Source organism: Microbulbifer sp. A4B17, assembly GCF_003076275.1.
Lineage (GTDB): Bacteria > Pseudomonadota > Gammaproteobacteria > Pseudomonadales > Cellvibrionaceae > Microbulbifer.
In genome coordinates this window covers 2,966,598-2,981,180 of record NZ_CP029064.1, presented here as the reverse complement: position 1 = coordinate 2,981,180, position 14,583 = coordinate 2,966,598, and the positions used below count along the sequence as shown (strand labels likewise).

Annotated in this window: 11 protein-coding genes; 7 read left to right on the top strand and 4 right to left on the bottom strand. The window is 51.1% G+C overall.

Annotated features, from left to right (window positions below; all coding sequences use genetic code 11):
- The first annotated feature begins 122 nt into the window (after positions 1-122).
- Positions 123-1,094, top strand: coding sequence for an HTH-type transcriptional regulator CysB (gene cysB, locus BTJ40_RS13240; RefSeq protein ID WP_108733544.1), 972 nt, complete (start codon positions 123-125; stop codon positions 1,092-1,094).
- A 31-nt stretch (positions 1,095-1,125) separates the two neighbouring features.
- On the opposite strand, the gene BTJ40_RS13235 is transcribed toward cysB, so the two are convergent.
- From BTJ40_RS13235 to BTJ40_RS13225, 3 genes are all read right to left on the bottom strand, one after another.
- Positions 1,126-1,419, bottom strand: coding sequence for a hypothetical protein (locus tag BTJ40_RS13235; protein ID WP_108735264.1), 294 nt, complete (start codon positions 1,417-1,419; stop codon positions 1,126-1,128).
- A gap of 175 nt (positions 1,420-1,594) precedes the next feature.
- The gene (pabB, locus tag BTJ40_RS13230; RefSeq protein ID WP_108733543.1) at positions 1,595-2,926 is read right to left on the bottom strand and encodes an aminodeoxychorismate synthase component I; all 1,332 of its coding nucleotides are present in this window, start codon (positions 2,924-2,926) and stop codon (positions 1,595-1,597) included.
- 73 nt (positions 2,927-2,999) lie between these two features.
- Positions 3,000-3,827, bottom strand: coding sequence for a pyruvate, water dikinase regulatory protein (locus tag BTJ40_RS13225; protein WP_108733542.1), 828 nt, complete (start codon positions 3,825-3,827; stop codon positions 3,000-3,002).
- Positions 3,828-4,016: 189 nt separating this feature from the next.
- Here BTJ40_RS13225 and ppsA point away from each other — a divergent pair, with 189 nt between their 5' ends.
- From ppsA to rraA, 3 genes are all read left to right on the top strand, one after another.
- Complete coding sequence (ppsA, locus tag BTJ40_RS13220) at positions 4,017-6,380, top strand: phosphoenolpyruvate synthase (protein ID WP_108733541.1); 2,364 nt, start codon at positions 4,017-4,019, stop codon at positions 6,378-6,380.
- Positions 6,381-6,810: 430 nt separating this feature from the next.
- A complete protein-coding gene (locus BTJ40_RS13215) occupies positions 6,811-7,380 on the top strand; it encodes a L,D-transpeptidase (protein WP_238152002.1) in 570 nt (189 codons plus the stop codon).
- A 135-nt stretch (positions 7,381-7,515) separates the two neighbouring features.
- The gene (gene rraA / locus BTJ40_RS13210; protein WP_108733539.1) at positions 7,516-7,995 is read left to right on the top strand and encodes a ribonuclease E activity regulator RraA; all 480 of its coding nucleotides are present in this window, start codon (positions 7,516-7,518) and stop codon (positions 7,993-7,995) included.
- Positions 7,996-8,333: 338 nt separating this feature from the next.
- Here the strand turns inward: rraA and BTJ40_RS13205 are convergent, their stop codons facing one another.
- Entirely contained in the window at positions 8,334-9,773 is a 1,440-nt protein-coding gene (locus BTJ40_RS13205; RefSeq protein WP_108733538.1) for a di-heme oxidoredictase family protein, read from the bottom strand.
- A 61-nt stretch (positions 9,774-9,834) separates the two neighbouring features.
- Between BTJ40_RS13205 and BTJ40_RS22500 the strand changes: the two genes are divergently transcribed.
- From BTJ40_RS22500 to BTJ40_RS13195, 3 genes are read left to right on the top strand one after another with little or no spacing between them, the layout of a single operon-like run.
- Positions 9,835-10,167, top strand: a complete 333-nt coding sequence (locus tag BTJ40_RS22500) for a hypothetical protein (protein WP_192879333.1) — start codon at positions 9,835-9,837, stop codon at positions 10,165-10,167.
- On the top strand, positions 10,115-12,349 hold the full coding sequence (locus BTJ40_RS13200) for an acyl-CoA dehydrogenase (protein ID WP_108733537.1): 2,235 nt from the start codon (positions 10,115-10,117) through the stop codon (positions 12,347-12,349). The genes BTJ40_RS22500 and BTJ40_RS13200 overlap by 53 nt, the downstream gene beginning before the upstream one ends.
- A 22-nt stretch (positions 12,350-12,371) precedes the next feature.
- On the top strand, positions 12,372-14,579 hold the full coding sequence (locus BTJ40_RS13195; RefSeq protein ID WP_108733536.1) for an acetyl-CoA hydrolase/transferase C-terminal domain-containing protein: 2,208 nt from the start codon (positions 12,372-12,374) through the stop codon (positions 14,577-14,579).
- Positions 14,580-14,583: the final 4 nt, after the last annotated feature.

Genomic DNA, 14,583 nt, shown 5'->3' with positions numbered 1-14,583 from the left:
CCCTGGCTTTGATTCACTGCTATTCTTTTCTCGTATAACTCAAGATGGTTTTTATAACTATCGATCAAAAAATGCTATGACACGCTCTTTGCCGGGAGCGCATTTAAAGAAAGGGAGGATCTATGAAGCTGCAGCAGTTGCGATATATCTGGGAAGTGGCACATCACGACCTCAATGTTTCTGCTACAGCGCAGAGCCTCTACACCTCTCAACCGGGAATCAGCAAGCAAATCCGACTCTTGGAAGATGAGCTTGGCGTAGAAATCTTTGCTCGCAGTGGCAAGCATCTCACCAGGGTGACACCGGCGGGGGAGGCAATCCTAAAAACTGCCGGCGAAATTATGCGCAAAGTGGAGAATATCAAACAAGTTGCGCAAGAATTCAGCAATGATAAAAAAGGCAGTCTCTCTGTAGCTACCACCCACACTCAGGCGCGTTATGCCTTGCCTCCAATAATCAAGCTGTTTATTGGGCGATATCCGGAAGTTTCCCTGCATATGCATCAGGGAACTCCTATGCAAATATCTGAAATGGCCGCAGATGGCACTGCAGATTTTGCTATCGCCACCGAAGCTCTGGAGCTTTTCAGCGACCTGGTGATGATGCCGGTGTATCGCTGGAACCGCTGTATTCTGGTGCCGAAAGATCATCCACTATGCCAAGTGAGTAAGCTGTCACTTGAAGATGTGGCGAAATATCCGATTGTCACTTATGTATTCGGCTTTACCGGCCGTTCCAAGTTGGATGAAGCTTTCCTGGAGAAGGGTTTATCACCCAAGGTGGTTTTTACCGCTGCTGATGCCGACGTGATCAAAACCTATGTGCGTCTAGGGCTTGGGATTGGCATTGTGGCCGATATGGCGGTTGATGGCGAAGATGAAGATCTGGTGGCTCTCGATGCCAGTGATCTGTTTGAGTCGAGTGTCACTAAAATTGGCTTCCGTAAAGGTATTTTCCTGCGCGGCTTTATGTATGAGTTTATCCAGCAATTTGCTCCCCATCTCAGCCGTGAGCTGATTGACCAGGCGGCACAAGCCACATCCCGTTCCGAGGTGGATGCGCTGTTCGCCGATATGGAGCTGCCGGTTTACTAAAGGAGTGTTGAAAGTGAGCGGGTAATGGAGGCTATGAAGCCTCCATCTCGGTCAGGGGGCGCAGAACTTCTTTGGCGAACTTGAAGTAGACAGTATAAATTTCCGCTTCCTCGTTTTCGCGTTCTACAACAAAGAATGGGGCTCGCTCTACTTTGTGCTGTTGGGCCAGTTGTAATCCCGGGCTTTGCGGGTCACGCACATCGGCGACAAGTGTCTGGTCGATAAATTGCATTTGGCCATTTTCTTCCAGCTTTTCTTCTACGTCACGGCACTTGGCACAGGGCGAGCCGTCGGCGAGAATTTTCTTGACCAGTGTGATTTTCACGATAATTTCCTTGATCCAGTGCAATGCCATTAAAGGCAAGATGGACTGAATTTATCAGAACGCCTAATAACTTTGAAATATCAATCGCCGATACCTTTATAACTTAAATTTGTAGTGATGCTACAAAATACGCCAAAGTTGATTGATTTTTAAGCAGTTATTGGTGGATTGCTATTTACTGCAGAAATTGTTCTGTGGTTTCCAGTAGCAGGCGCACCTTGGCCAGGCATTCCTGGTGTTCCGAAGCGGGGTCGGAGTCCGCAACGATCCCACCGCCTGCGGCACAGGTCAGGTGCCCATTGTTTGCACTGAAAGTTCGGATGGCAATATTGGTGTCGGCGCGGCCACAGCTGCTAATGTAGCCAATGCTGCCACAATAAATGCCCCGGGGGCTGGACTCCAGCTCCCGAATCACTTCCATCGAGCGCCGTTTTGGGGCTCCTGTGATAGATCCGCCGGGAAAACAGGCCTCCAGCAATTCGCTGTAGACAGACTCCTCGGACAGCTCCCCCGTTACCACACTGACCAAGTGGTGGACATTGGCGAAGCTCGCCAGTTGGAACAGGTTGGGAACGCGCACGGTGCCGCTGCGACACAGCTTGCTGAAATCATTGCGCAGCAAATCTACGATCATCAGGTTTTCAGCGCGGTCTTTAGGGCTTCTCTGTAAAGAGAAGGCAGCGCGCTGGTCCGCCATCTTGTCAGCCTGCCTCGCCGCTGTACCTTTGATGGGTTCTGTGCGCAAACTGGCGCCATCAGCTTGAATAAAACGCTCTGGTGACATGCTCAGCAGGGCGCCCTGGGGCAGTGCCATATAGGCGGAGAAGGGGCCTGCTACCTGAGTGCGCAAAGCCAGATAAGCTGCCAGCAGATCGCCATTGTAGGGAGCTCTGAAACGCTGGGTAAAGTTTGCCTGGTAGATATCGCCGGCGGCGATATATTCCAGTATCTGCTCAATCCGAGCCCGATAATCGTCTGCACTCAGCTCGTGCTCAAACGGGGTGAGAAGGCGGAAATGACCTGGGGTAGGAGTTGTCTCCCAGTCGATAGCCTCAAACCGCCTTACCAACTCGCGCGTTTGCTGCTGCGGGCAGGCCGGGTGGAAAACCAGGTAGCTGTTTCCCAGCTGGTGGTCGGCAATAAAAGCCCAGGTATAAAGTCCGAAAAATCCAGCGGGCAAGTCCGTGGGTCGCATATCCGCAGGTAGGTGATTGCCCTCTACACCGAGTTCATATCCAGCATAACCAATAACTCCACCGCAAAAAGGCAGCTGTGAATCCCTGTCCTGGGGGCAGAGTTCGCACAGCAGATCATCCAGTCGGGCAAATGGCTCGGGGATGTCGGCACTCAGTTCAAGGGTATTTATCGGGTCGGCGCTGATGATGTCATAGCGTCCACCCTCCGCAAGAGGTCGACCGCTGTCGAGCCATACGGGGGTAGGTAAATCCGCTATCGCCGCAAAAGCGGCGGGCGTATTCAACGAATAAGGTAGGGAGACAATTTGCATATCAAGCTACAGCAGTCCGGAAGACGGCGCACACTACACACTTTGCGACGCCAATAAAAGAGTGTGTGGCTCTTTAGTCAATCCTGCGCTCAATACCGGCCTGAGACATCAGGCGGGTGGCGAGTTCCTCCACCGAGAGCTGGGTTGCGTTGAGGAAAGGCACTTGGGCTCGCCTCAACATTTGCTCAACTTGGCGCACCTCGAATTCACACTGATCTTTAGAAGCGTAGCGGCTGTTGGCGCGTCTTTCCTGTCTAATCTGCATCAAACGCTCCGGCTCAATCGTAAGGCCAAACAGCTTATGCCGAAACGGCCGCAAAATCTTGGGCAGGGTAGTGGAGTCCATGTCTTCTTCAGTAATCGGGTAGTTCGCTGCGCGCAGGCCAAACTGGAGTGCCAGGTACAAGCAGGTAGGCGTTTTGCCGGAGCGGGAAACGCCCAACAGGATCACATCGGCTTGCTGGAATTCGCTGACTCTGCGGCCATCGTCATTGTCCATGGCGAAGTGCACTGCATCTATACGATCGGTGTAGCGGCGGTTGTCGTCAATGCCGTGAGAGACGTTGACCATCTGTGCTGGATCTCGGTTAAACAGATTGGCCAGTGGTGTGAGGTAGTTCTCGAAGATATCGAGCATCAGCGCAGAGCTTTGGTGCAGCTGTTCCCGGATCTTGTCAGAAACAATGCTGGTAATAATGATCGGCTGCAAACCGGACTCATCGGCTGCTTTTTCTATGCGTTGCAGGGCCTGTTTAACTTTTTCGGTGGAGTCGATATAGGGAAGCGTGACCTGCTCAACTTGTTGATCGCGGAACTGTGCGAGTAGGCTGTGGCCAATCGCTTCGACGGTGAGACCGGTTCCGTCGGAGATAAAAAAAGCCGTGCGCTTGTCTTTTGCCATGTTTGTTCTCAGTTTGTCGGCGTGAGGGGCCTATTGTAAGAGAGGATTGGGTAAAAGGTCTTTTATTCTGGCGTTTTGCAAATTTTGTAGAAAATTTACAACATTTTGGCCAGTTTTTACGGGCTATTTTTTACAAAACTCATCCTTATAATCTGCCGCCACTCAACCTGAATTTTAGAGGGCCTTCACTTGACGAACTTCACGATCGACTTCGCAAAACTGGGCATGGCCGATGTCGACAAAGTCGGCGGCAAGAATGCATCGCTGGGCGAGATGATCTCCTCTCTCGCCGGTGCCGGCGTGAGCGTACCCGGTGGCTTCGCTACCACCGCAGAAGCCTTTAGGGCTTTTCTGGCTCACGAACAGCTGGAGCAGCGTATTGCCGAGCGTTTGCAAGGATTGGATGTTGGTAATGTCACTGAGCTGGCCCAGGCGGGAGATGAAATCCGCAACTGGATTTTACAGACTCCGTTCCCCGAGCAGCTGGAAAAAGAGATTCGCGAGGGCTATGAGGCCCTGGGTGGTGCGGAAACTGCTGTTGCGGTTCGCTCCTCTGCAACCGCCGAAGACTTGCCGGATGCGTCCTTCGCCGGTCAGCAGGAGACCTTCCTGAATATCCGCGGTATCGACGCTGTATTGAAGGCAGTAAAAGAAGTTTTTGCTTCCCTCTACAACGACCGTGCTATCGCCTACCGCGTGCACACCGGTTATGCGGATGTGGGCGTTGCCCTGTCTGCCGGTATCCAGCACATGGTGCGCAGTGAGACTGGTGCAGCGGGTGTGATGTTTACCCTGGACACCGAGAGCGGCTTCCGCGATGTGATTTTTATCACCGCCGCCTTTGGTCTGGGTGAAACCGTTGTTCAAGGTGCGGTTAACCCGGACGAATTCTACCTCTACAAGCCAGCCCTGGATGCGGGCCGGCCGGCGATTCTGCGCCGCAATCGCGGCAGTAAAGCGATCAAGATGGTTTACGACGAGAGCGGTGAATGTGGTCGTTCCGTAAAAACTATTCCGGTGGCAGATGAAGACTGCCAGCGCTTTGCCCTCGACGATGCAGAGCTGACAGACCTGGCAATCCAGGCCCGCAAGATTGAAGAGCACTACGGTCGCCCGATGGATATCGAATGGGCCAAAGACGGCGATAGCGGTAAGTTGTTTATCGTACAGGCACGCCCGGAAACTGTACGCTCCCGCGATCAGGGAACCAGCATCGAGCGCTACAGCTTGCAGGAGCGCAGTGACGTATTGTGTGAAGGCCGTGCAATCGGCCAGCGCATTGGCGCAGGCCCTGTGCGCAAGCTCGAATCCGTAGAAGATATGGCGCTGATGCAGGACGGTGAAGTCCTGGTTACCGACATGACCGACCCTGATTGGGAGCCGGTCCTGAAAAAAGCGAGCGCTATTGTCACCAATCGCGGTGGCCGTACTTGCCACGCGGCGATTATCGCCCGTGAACTGGGTATTCCCGCAGTGGTGGGTTGTGGCAACGCCACCGAATTATTACAAACCGGTACTCCGGTTACTGTTTCCTGTGCAGAAGGTGATACTGGTTTTGTAATGGCCGGTAAGCTGGAATTCCAGCGCGAGGAAACTGAAGTTGCGGAAATGCCGGAGCTGCCTTTCAAAATTATGTTGAACGTGGGCAACCCGGATCGGGCATTCGCTTTCAGCCACCTGCCGAATCAGGGCGTTGGCCTTGCGCGTCTCGAGTTTATTCTCAATCGCATGATCGGTATTCACCCGAAAGCGCTGCTCGAACTGGATAGCCTGCCGGAAGATCTGCAGCAGAATATTCGCGAGCGCATCGGCGGTTACGCTTCCCCGGAAGACTTTATTGTCGAGAAACTGGTCGAAGGTATTGCGACCTTGGCTGCAGCTTTTGCACCGAATCGCGTTATCGTGCGCCTGTCTGACTTTAAGTCCAATGAGTACGCACACCTTGTGGGTGGGCAGTTGTACGAGCCCAGCGAGGAAAACCCGATGCTCGGCTTCCGTGGCGCTGCTCGCTACCGCTCTGAAGATTTCCGCCAGTGTTTCGCCCTGGAATGTCGCGCACTGAAGAAAGTCCGTGATGAGATGGGGCTGACTAATGTGGAAATCATGGTGCCCTTCGTACGTACCCCGGAAGAAGCTGAGGAAGTCGTCGGCTTACTGGCTGAAAATGGTTTGCGTCGCGGTGAAGGTGGCCTCAAGATCATTATGATGTGCGAACTGCCGTCCAATGCTCTGCTGGCAGAAGAGTTCCTGCAGCACTTCGATGGCTTCTCCATCGGCTCCAATGACCTGACCCAGCTGACACTTGGTCTGGACCGTGATTCCGGCCTGGTTGCCGACTTGTTCGATGAACGTAACCCGGCGGTCAAGGCGCTGCTGTCCAGGGCGATCCAGGCTTGTAAGAAGGCGGGTAAATATGTGGGTATTTGTGGCCAGGGCCCATCTGACCATAAAGACTTCGCCCGCTGGCTGATGGATGAAGGGATTGACAGTGTTTCCCTGAACCCGGACACCGCAGTGGATACTTGGCTATTCCTGGCCAACGAGGAAGGTTAATTTTCCTTTTAAAGTGGCCCCTTAAGGGGCCGCTTTCCCAATTCAACCTCCTGTGTTGCCCCGTTATTTTTTTCTACTCAGGCCGTGCCCTATTTAATAAAAATTGAGTCTGCTGTTGCCGTAAAATGTAGAAACCTCTGATTTTGTTCTGCTAATTTTGTTTGAAATTTTTGGTCAGGACGTTAACCAAAAAATACAAGCCTCTATCAGCCCGCGCACAAAGAAGAATTCATTCTAAATCTTACTCCTCACCTCAATAGAATCGGAAGAGTCTTAAGGTTGCGTGTAAATCGAAAAACAGATTGCGCAATGTGCTCCGTAACGATGTTCGCCGTGGCTATTTGCTTTGGTGGCGCGCACCCGAAAGTAATTGATGGGCTGTTTTTCTGTCAGTTTTCGGGCGGGGTACCCAGACTCGGTGAGGTGAGCTATGCAAACGAGTAGACAGTTACAAATTCCGATACTTCATATCTTTTTAATGATGTGCCTTCTGGCTCTAATGGCAGCGTCCCCCGCGGAAGCAAAGCCACGGGCTTCCAATTGGTTTGATGATCGCGCTGCAGCCAGGGGAGGTAGCCCATCTATCCGTATTGATTTAAGTGAACAGCGTGCTTATTTGTATAAAGGCGGGAAGTTGGTTGGTGTTTCACGTATCTCCTCTGGTAAGAGAGGTTACGGTACACGTCCAGGACATTTCCGTGTACTTTCCAAGCACCCTTATCACCGTTCCTCCATTTACGGCAGCTTTGTTGACAGACGCACCGGCAGAGTAGTGAGAGCGAATGTGAATACTCGTAAGCATCGTCGTCCAGCGGGTACTGTTTATCGCGGCGCAAAAATGAATAACTACATTCGCTTTAATGGCGGCATCGGTCTGCATGCCTCAGGCCATGTACCTGGCTACCCTGCATCACACGGCTGTGTGCGTATGCCCCCGCATATGGCAAGAAAGTTTTATCAGCATGTGCGTATAGGTACTCCGGTTCGTGTAACACACTAGTTCAGGATTCGTGGCAGCGAAGGCTTGGCCGGGTATTATCCACAGCGGTGATACCCGGTATTTATTTGTCCCTTACCCCTTTTGCTTTTTTCTCGCTATTATCATTCTCTTTCATTGGTCTCTGCGAGAAAATTGATGCTTAAGTCAACTCCCGATTTATGTGATGCTTACCCCGATAACGTACGTGTAGTTGATCCGATGTTTATCAATTATGGTGGCCGCGAGCGCTTTGGGGGACAGGTTGTCACCATCAAGTGCTTCGAAGATAACTCCCTCGTTCGAGAATTGGTTGCTGAGCCGGGGCAGGGTAAGGTTCTTGTGGTGGATGCTGGCGGTTCGATGCGACGGGCCTGTCTCGGTGATATGCTGGCTGAAAAGGCGGTGGCCAATGGTTGGGAAGGTATCCTGATGTACGGTTGTATTCGCGATGTAGATGAAATTGCACAGTTGGACCTGGGGGTGCAGGCGCTGGGTAGTCATCCTATGAAAACAGAAAAGAAAGGAATTGGTGAAAGGGACCTCGCTGTGAGTTTTGGTGGGGTGGATTTTCATCCGGGTGAATATCTTTATGCAGATAATAATGGAATTCTCGTTGCAGATAAGCAGCTGGACTAGGGAGCCTCTGAATAATTCCGTAATATCTCTGCGGGCCTTGAAGGCTGCAGATGTTAGGCGCAGCTCGCCGTGAATGGCCGTAGCCCTTTGCAAGAGCTGCAACGCAGCAGCTGTGGCCTTCAAGGCCCGCCCTACGGGGCTTTCAGAGCGATTCACACTCCGCGTTGCAACTTCTTGAAAGGTCTAGACATTCCTGCGAAGTCGCGCCTTGATTGTGAACCGCTCTGCAAGCCAGAGACATCACGGAATTATTCAGAGGCTCCCTAGGTTTTGATCCATTGCGTATTCGATATTGGTAACTGGCAGTGCTTTTGTACTGCCAGTTACCAGGTTTGAGCTTAATTGGGAATAATCAGGTCATCAACTGGATTTTCCGGCATCCTTAATGACATTAGGAATGCCAAGATTTTATTCTGCTGATCTTCACTTAAGTACTTGAAGTTCTGCGCAGCATTACTCGCTTCACTTCCCGGGCTATCGTGCATAAATATAGCCTCTGCCAGGGTGTGTGCTCTTCCATCGTGTAAATAGGGTGCGGTATCGGCAACGCCCCAAAGCCGTGCCGTAATAAACTCGCGGTTTTGCTGCTCGGTTTGAAAGAAAGCGCTTTCAGCCAGCCCTTCACCCATATCGTGGCGTTTGAGATCCGAAAACATTTCGACCTCTATTCCGCCACTACGGGTCAGGCGGAAATAGGTGGGATGTTTGCTGAGATCCACTTCGTAGAAGGTTTCTTCAAAAGGTGTTTCTGGAGAGCCAGTGAGTTTATAAGGTAAGGTTTTCCGCTCTGTGACCATGCTAGGGCGGTGACAGTCGGCGCAGCCAATATCTGAAAATAACCGGCGTCCATCGCGGTGTTCCTTATCATTAATGTCGAATGGACGCTCCAGGGTTGTAATAAAAATACTGAGGGCGGATAAATCGCCAACGGAAATCTCATTGACAACGCCATCCTTGTCGGCATCCGCGGTTTCCCCGCCAAACTCCTCCGAAGCTTGCATTCCCATATGAAATGCCAGGGCGGAAACATCAAACTCCCTGACCGAGGCGTTTTCACCCTTCCGGCCAAATGGCCTGACAACCAGATCGTGTTCTATACCTTCGACGTTAGTTGTATCCAAGTTGCCATTATTGTCCGCAATAATACTGCCAAAATTGACTGATTTTGTTTCCAGGTCGACGATTGTGCCGGGGTTGTCGAGAGCGTATTGTTTGAGCGTTTGTAATTCATGAGTCATTTCCCGGCCGACCAGTTCAATTCCCCCTGCGCCAAACAGAAATACAGGATTTATCAGGCGCCCATCAAACTCAGCGACGCCATCAAAATTTTGATCGATAACATCAATATTGGTAGGGCGGAATAACACGCTGGTACCGAATCCGCCTCCCCCACCAATACCCAGTGTGGCGGGAACGGTTCTATTGCTGACAATGGTGTGGCACTCAAGGCAGTTCTGTGCATCAAGCCCATTGACTCGTAAAAAGGTACCGTTGCCCTGAAGTGTTGGTCTGTTTCCTCCGGTGGGTGAATTATTGTCTGGCTCAGTGAAGTCGTGTGGACCGTCCCCGTAGCCATCGTATCGATTGAATGGTGTGCTGAATATAATGAGGCCCGCTTCGCGTATTTCATTGAGATCTAGTTGGCCCTGGGTTATTTCATTCTGGCTGACCCTATCAGCAGGGTCTAAACGAGGCCCCTCGCCAATGAGGTCAGCATAAATTAAATTGGGAATCAACAAGCCGATACTGGTGATGGATATTGCTGTTAGTTTTTTCATAACAAAGTCCTTGTTTATTTTTATTCTCCTTTCAAAAAGTTATAAAGCTAAGTCCCGGTAAATGATGGATGTTTATTTGAAAGGAAGGTTGAGGTCTCACGTGACAGGTCTGTGTAGACGAGATGAGAAAAAGCCAATCTCAATTTATTTTCAATGGTGGCTGAATAAATCAACGCCGTTTTTGTCGAAAAATAAAATGTCTATCAGGGTAGGGGCATGGATTTCCTCAGTGAATACCTTCCCGCTAGCAAACGTCTCCTATTATTGTGCATTGATAACTCTATCGATCCTGCGGGAATTGGCAGTATTTGTGGTAGTGGCTGCCGCTATGGAAGGTGAAAATGAGCGAACTGCGCAAAAAATTCTTTACCGCGCCTCTGTTAAAAATTATTAAGCGGGTACTTCCGCCAATTTCTGAAACAGAAAGGGAGGCAATGGAGGCTGGAGAGGTTTGGTGGGATGCCGAATTGCTTTCCGGCAAACCAGACTGGGACAATTTATTAGGTATGGGGCCGCCTGCACTAAATGAAGAAGAGCAGGCTTTTTTGGAGGGACCGGTCGAAGAATTGTGCCGGATGATCAACGATTGGCAAATCAGTTATGTAGATCACGATATACCTGAGCATGTTTGGGACTTTCTCAGAAAAAAACGCTTCTTTGGAATCATTATTCCCAAAAAATATGGCGGCCTTGGCTTCTCTCCCACAGCACATGCGGAGATTGTGACCAAAATTACCACCCGCAGTACTTGTGTTGGTGTGACTGTGATGGTGCCTAATTCACTGGGCCCGGGAGAGCTTTTGCTGGCCCACGGCACTCAGGAGCAGAAGGACTACTATTTGCCGCGCTTGGCGGATGGCAGTGATATTCCCTGTTTTGCACTGACCAGCCCGGAGGCTGGCTCTGACGCAGCTTCAATGATAGATCGCGGGGTAGTTTGTTACGGCGAGTACCGGGGAGAAAAAGTTCTCGGTATGCGCGTGAACTGGCACAAACGCTATATCACCCTGGGGCCGATTGCCACGGTGCTCGGTCTGGCATTTAAGCTCTATGATCCGGATCATATTCTCGGCGATGTAGAAGAACTGGGCATCACTGTCGCTCTGGTGCCTACAGATACACCGGGAGTTTCCATTGGTCAGAGACATCTTCCGGCCATGCAGGCTTTCCAGAATGGGCCCAACTGGGGAAAGGATGTTTTTATTCCTATCGACTGGATTATTGGCGGCGAGGAGAATGTAGGTAAGGGCTGGGAGATGCTGATGAGCGCCCTTGCGGCAGGCAGAGGTATTTCACTGCCCTCACTATCTACCGGCGGAGCAAAAATGGCGGCCCGGATGACCGGAGCTTACGCCCGCATCCGTGAACAATTTAACGTACCTGTCGGTCGTTTCGAGGGAGTACAGCGCCGCCTGGCAGAAATTGCGGCTATCGCATTTGTGCTGGACAGTGCTCACAAAACTACCACCCGTGCACTGGATGAGGGGCGAAAGCCAGCAGTTATTACCGCGATTATGAAGGCCAATGCGACATGCGGACTACGACAGGCAATTATTGATGCGATGGATATCCATGCGGGTAAAGCCATTATGGATGGCCCATTAAATTACCTTGGTAATGTCTACCGGGCAGTACCGGTGGCAATTACTGTAGAGGGGGCTAACCTTCTCACCCGCAGCCTGATGATTTTCGGCCAGGGCGCAATTCGCTGTCATCCCTATATTCTGCAGGAGATGTTGGCAGCGGAAAATCCGGATCATGAAGAGGGACTGGATCAACTGGATAAATTACTTCCCAAGCATATGTGGTTCCAGTTCAAAGCGCTCTGCCGAGGTATTTTCCATGGCTGGACGGTAGGCTTATTTGCCAGTAGCCCGCGCAACGTTGGACATGCAGCCAAGTACTATCGGCAATTGAATCGATACTCGGCGGTGCTGTCATTAGTTACCGAGTTTTCCCTGATGACTTTGGGTGGGGAGCTTAAGCGCAAAGAGTTAATTTCTTCCCGCCTGGGCGATGTATTAAGCCAATTGTATCTACTCAGCTGTACTCTCAAACGTTTCTACGATGATGGCAATCCCAAGGATGACCTCCCACTGTTGGAATTTGCCATGCGCGATGGGTTGCACAAAATTGAAGTCAGTCTGCTGGAGGTATTTCAAAACTTCCCCCGTCCATTTATTGGCCAGCTGATGCACTTCCTGACTATGCCTTGGGGGCATAGTGTCCATACAGCATCCGACCGACAGGCAAAAGCGTGTGCCGAGTTGCTATTAACACCATCGGCAACCCGGGATCGATTGACTGCCGGTGTTTTTCTTGGAACTTCTGGAGACGGTGTTGATATTGTTGAGCAGGCGTTTGACCGGGTGTGTGCCTCTGAGCGCGCCCGTGAAAAACTAAAGAAAGGGGGCATTCGCGCTCTCAGCAGGGATAACGTGGAAGAGGGCTTGAAGAGAAACCTGATCAGCGATGAGGAGGCCGAGATTCTCTACGATGCAGCGGATGCAGTGGAGAAAGCAATTCAGGTAGATCACTTCGATAATCTGGGCGGAAAAAAGAATACGGCCCACTAGGATTTGAGGGAATTAACCTTCAATGGAATCAGCGCACAAAGCCCCTCCCGAATGCTTTACCAGTGTCGAGGATTGCATCGACAGGCTATTGCAGGTTGTTGACAAGAAAGTTGTGCTGGGATTGCCGCTGGGGCTTGGGAAGGCCAATCATTTCGCCAATACGCTATATGCCCGTGCAGTGGAAGACCATTCAATTTCACTGACGATATTCACAGCTTTGACGTTGGAGCGCCCCCGTGGAGACAGTGATATTTCCCGGCGCTTTATTCAGCCGTTACTGGATTCCCTTTACAGCCAGTACCAGGACCTCGCCTATGTATCCGCAAGGCGAAAGGGGCTCCTGCCAGATAACATACAGGTTATTGAATTCTTTATGGAGCCCGGCTCGCTGCTCGGGAACAATTATGCGCAGCAACATTATGTGAGTGCAAATTATACCCAGGTGCCCGGTGAGTTAATCAACCGTGGGGTGAATGTAATTGCGCAAATGGTGGCACCTTCGGAGCGGGGAGATAAATACAGTTTAAGCTGCAATCCTGACTTGACCCTTCCTGTTCTTAAACTGGCTGCTGAGCGCAAGGACTACCCGCTGTATTTATTGGGAGAAGTGAATAGCCAGCTTCCCTATATCAATGGCAGTAGCGAGCTGCCGGCTAATACTTTTGACTTTCTCCTGACTGGCGAGGCTTTTGAATCACCGCTGTTTGCAGCTCCAGCCATGCCGGTAACTTTTACCGAATACAGTATTGCGTTTCATATTGCCAGCCTGGTGGAGGATGGAGGGACCTTACAGGTAGGCATCGGTGCTTTGGGAGATGCGGTTTGTCATATTTTGCGTCTGCGACATAAGGAGAACGAATTATTTAAGAGGCTTGTAGAAGACCTGGTTGACGAAAGTTCTCTCGCTTACCGTGCAGAATTGCCACTTTGTACCGATATATTTAAACGGGGTTTGTATGGTGCCAGTGAGATGGTGCCACACGGATTCCTGCATCTGCGCCGGGCAGGTGTTCTGACTCGTAAAGCTTACGGTGATGCGACAATTCAACGCTTGCTGGACAGTGATAAGATCACTGAAACCGTCCAGGAGGAAACCCTGCTGGCGTTGAAGAATGCAGGTCGTATCAGTTGCCCCTTAACCGTGGCCGATACAGACTTTTTACAGCAGTTTGGCATTGTGGACCCCAGTTATAGTTGGCGGGGCCATAAGTTGTTGACGCCGGATGGTGAAGAGGAGGAGTGTGATCTTCACAGTGAACATGGGCGCCGCCGTCTAATTGGCAACTGCCTGAATAAAAAAATCGCCGGCGGTATTTGGTTACATGGCGGTTTCTATTTGGGTCCTGAGTTAATGTACCGGGAACTGCGCGAGCTTGGCCCCGAGGAGCAAGCCGGGCTGGATATGCTTGATATTAGTTTTACCAACGATCTTCAGTCCCAGAGAGAGCTCAAGCTGGCACAGCGGCAGCACGCACGCTTTGTCAATTCAGCCATGATGGTGACATTGGGAGGTGCTGTTGTTTCCGATGCGTTGGCTGATAATCACGTGGTCAGCGGAGTGGGTGGGCAATACAACTTTGTTGCCCAGGCTTGGGATCTACCTGGGGCCCGATCAATTATCGCGTTGCCCAGTGTGAGAATACGAGATGGAATCTGTGAGAGTAATATTGTGTGGGAATATCCTCACACGACGATTCCCCGACATTTGCGCGATGTTGTAGTGACAGAATACGGCGCAGTCGATCTGCGCGGTAAAACAGATCGGGATGTGATGGTGGCAATGCTCAGTATCTGTGATAACCGTTTTCAGGCCGTATTACTGGAGCAGGCCAAGCATGCTGGAAAAATAGAAAAAAGTTTTTCGATTCCCGAGAGCTTTAATAAAAATACACCGGAATACCTTGCCAGCGTGTTCAATGATGAAAAATGCCTGGCGGAGTTACCGCACTATCCTTTGGGCACTGATTTTACCGATGAGGAAGCCCTGCTGGCAGTGGCCCTGCAGTATTTGCGTGCCGCAGATAAAAGTTGGTGGAGAATGCTCGCCACTATCTTTAAGGGCCGCCGGGCCTGGCATGATAGGTCCTCAGGAGCCGAATATATCCAGCGCTGCTTACAGCGAATGGGGTACGATCATACAGAGACTTATGAGCACAGGCTTGAAGCCTATATCGTTGCGGCAGCAATACAGAAATATATCGATCTGCGCAGGCCCCTGCGCCGGGAGTAAATAA

Coding starts and splice junctions, on each gene's coding strand:
- cysB (WP_108733544.1), top strand. CDS start 123: ATGAAGCTGCAGCAGTTGCGATATATCTGGGAAGTGGCACATCACGAC.
- pabB (WP_108733543.1), bottom strand. CDS start 2,926: ATGCAAATTGTCTCCCTACCTTATTCGTTGAATACGCCCGCCGCTTTT.
- BTJ40_RS13225 (WP_108733542.1), bottom strand. CDS start 3,827: ATGGCAAAAGACAAGCGCACGGCTTTTTTTATCTCCGACGGAACCGGT.
- BTJ40_RS13215 (WP_238152002.1), top strand. CDS start 6,811: ATGCAAACGAGTAGACAGTTACAAATTCCGATACTTCATATCTTTTTA.
- rraA (WP_108733539.1), top strand. CDS start 7,516: ATGCTTAAGTCAACTCCCGATTTATGTGATGCTTACCCCGATAACGTA.
- BTJ40_RS13205 (WP_108733538.1), bottom strand. CDS start 9,773: ATGAAAAAACTAACAGCAATATCCATCACCAGTATCGGCTTGTTGATT.
- BTJ40_RS22500 (WP_192879333.1), top strand. CDS start 9,835: ATGATGGATGTTTATTTGAAAGGAAGGTTGAGGTCTCACGTGACAGGT.
- BTJ40_RS13200 (WP_108733537.1), top strand. CDS start 10,115: ATGAGCGAACTGCGCAAAAAATTCTTTACCGCGCCTCTGTTAAAAATT.
- BTJ40_RS13195 (WP_108733536.1), top strand. CDS start 12,372: ATGGAATCAGCGCACAAAGCCCCTCCCGAATGCTTTACCAGTGTCGAG.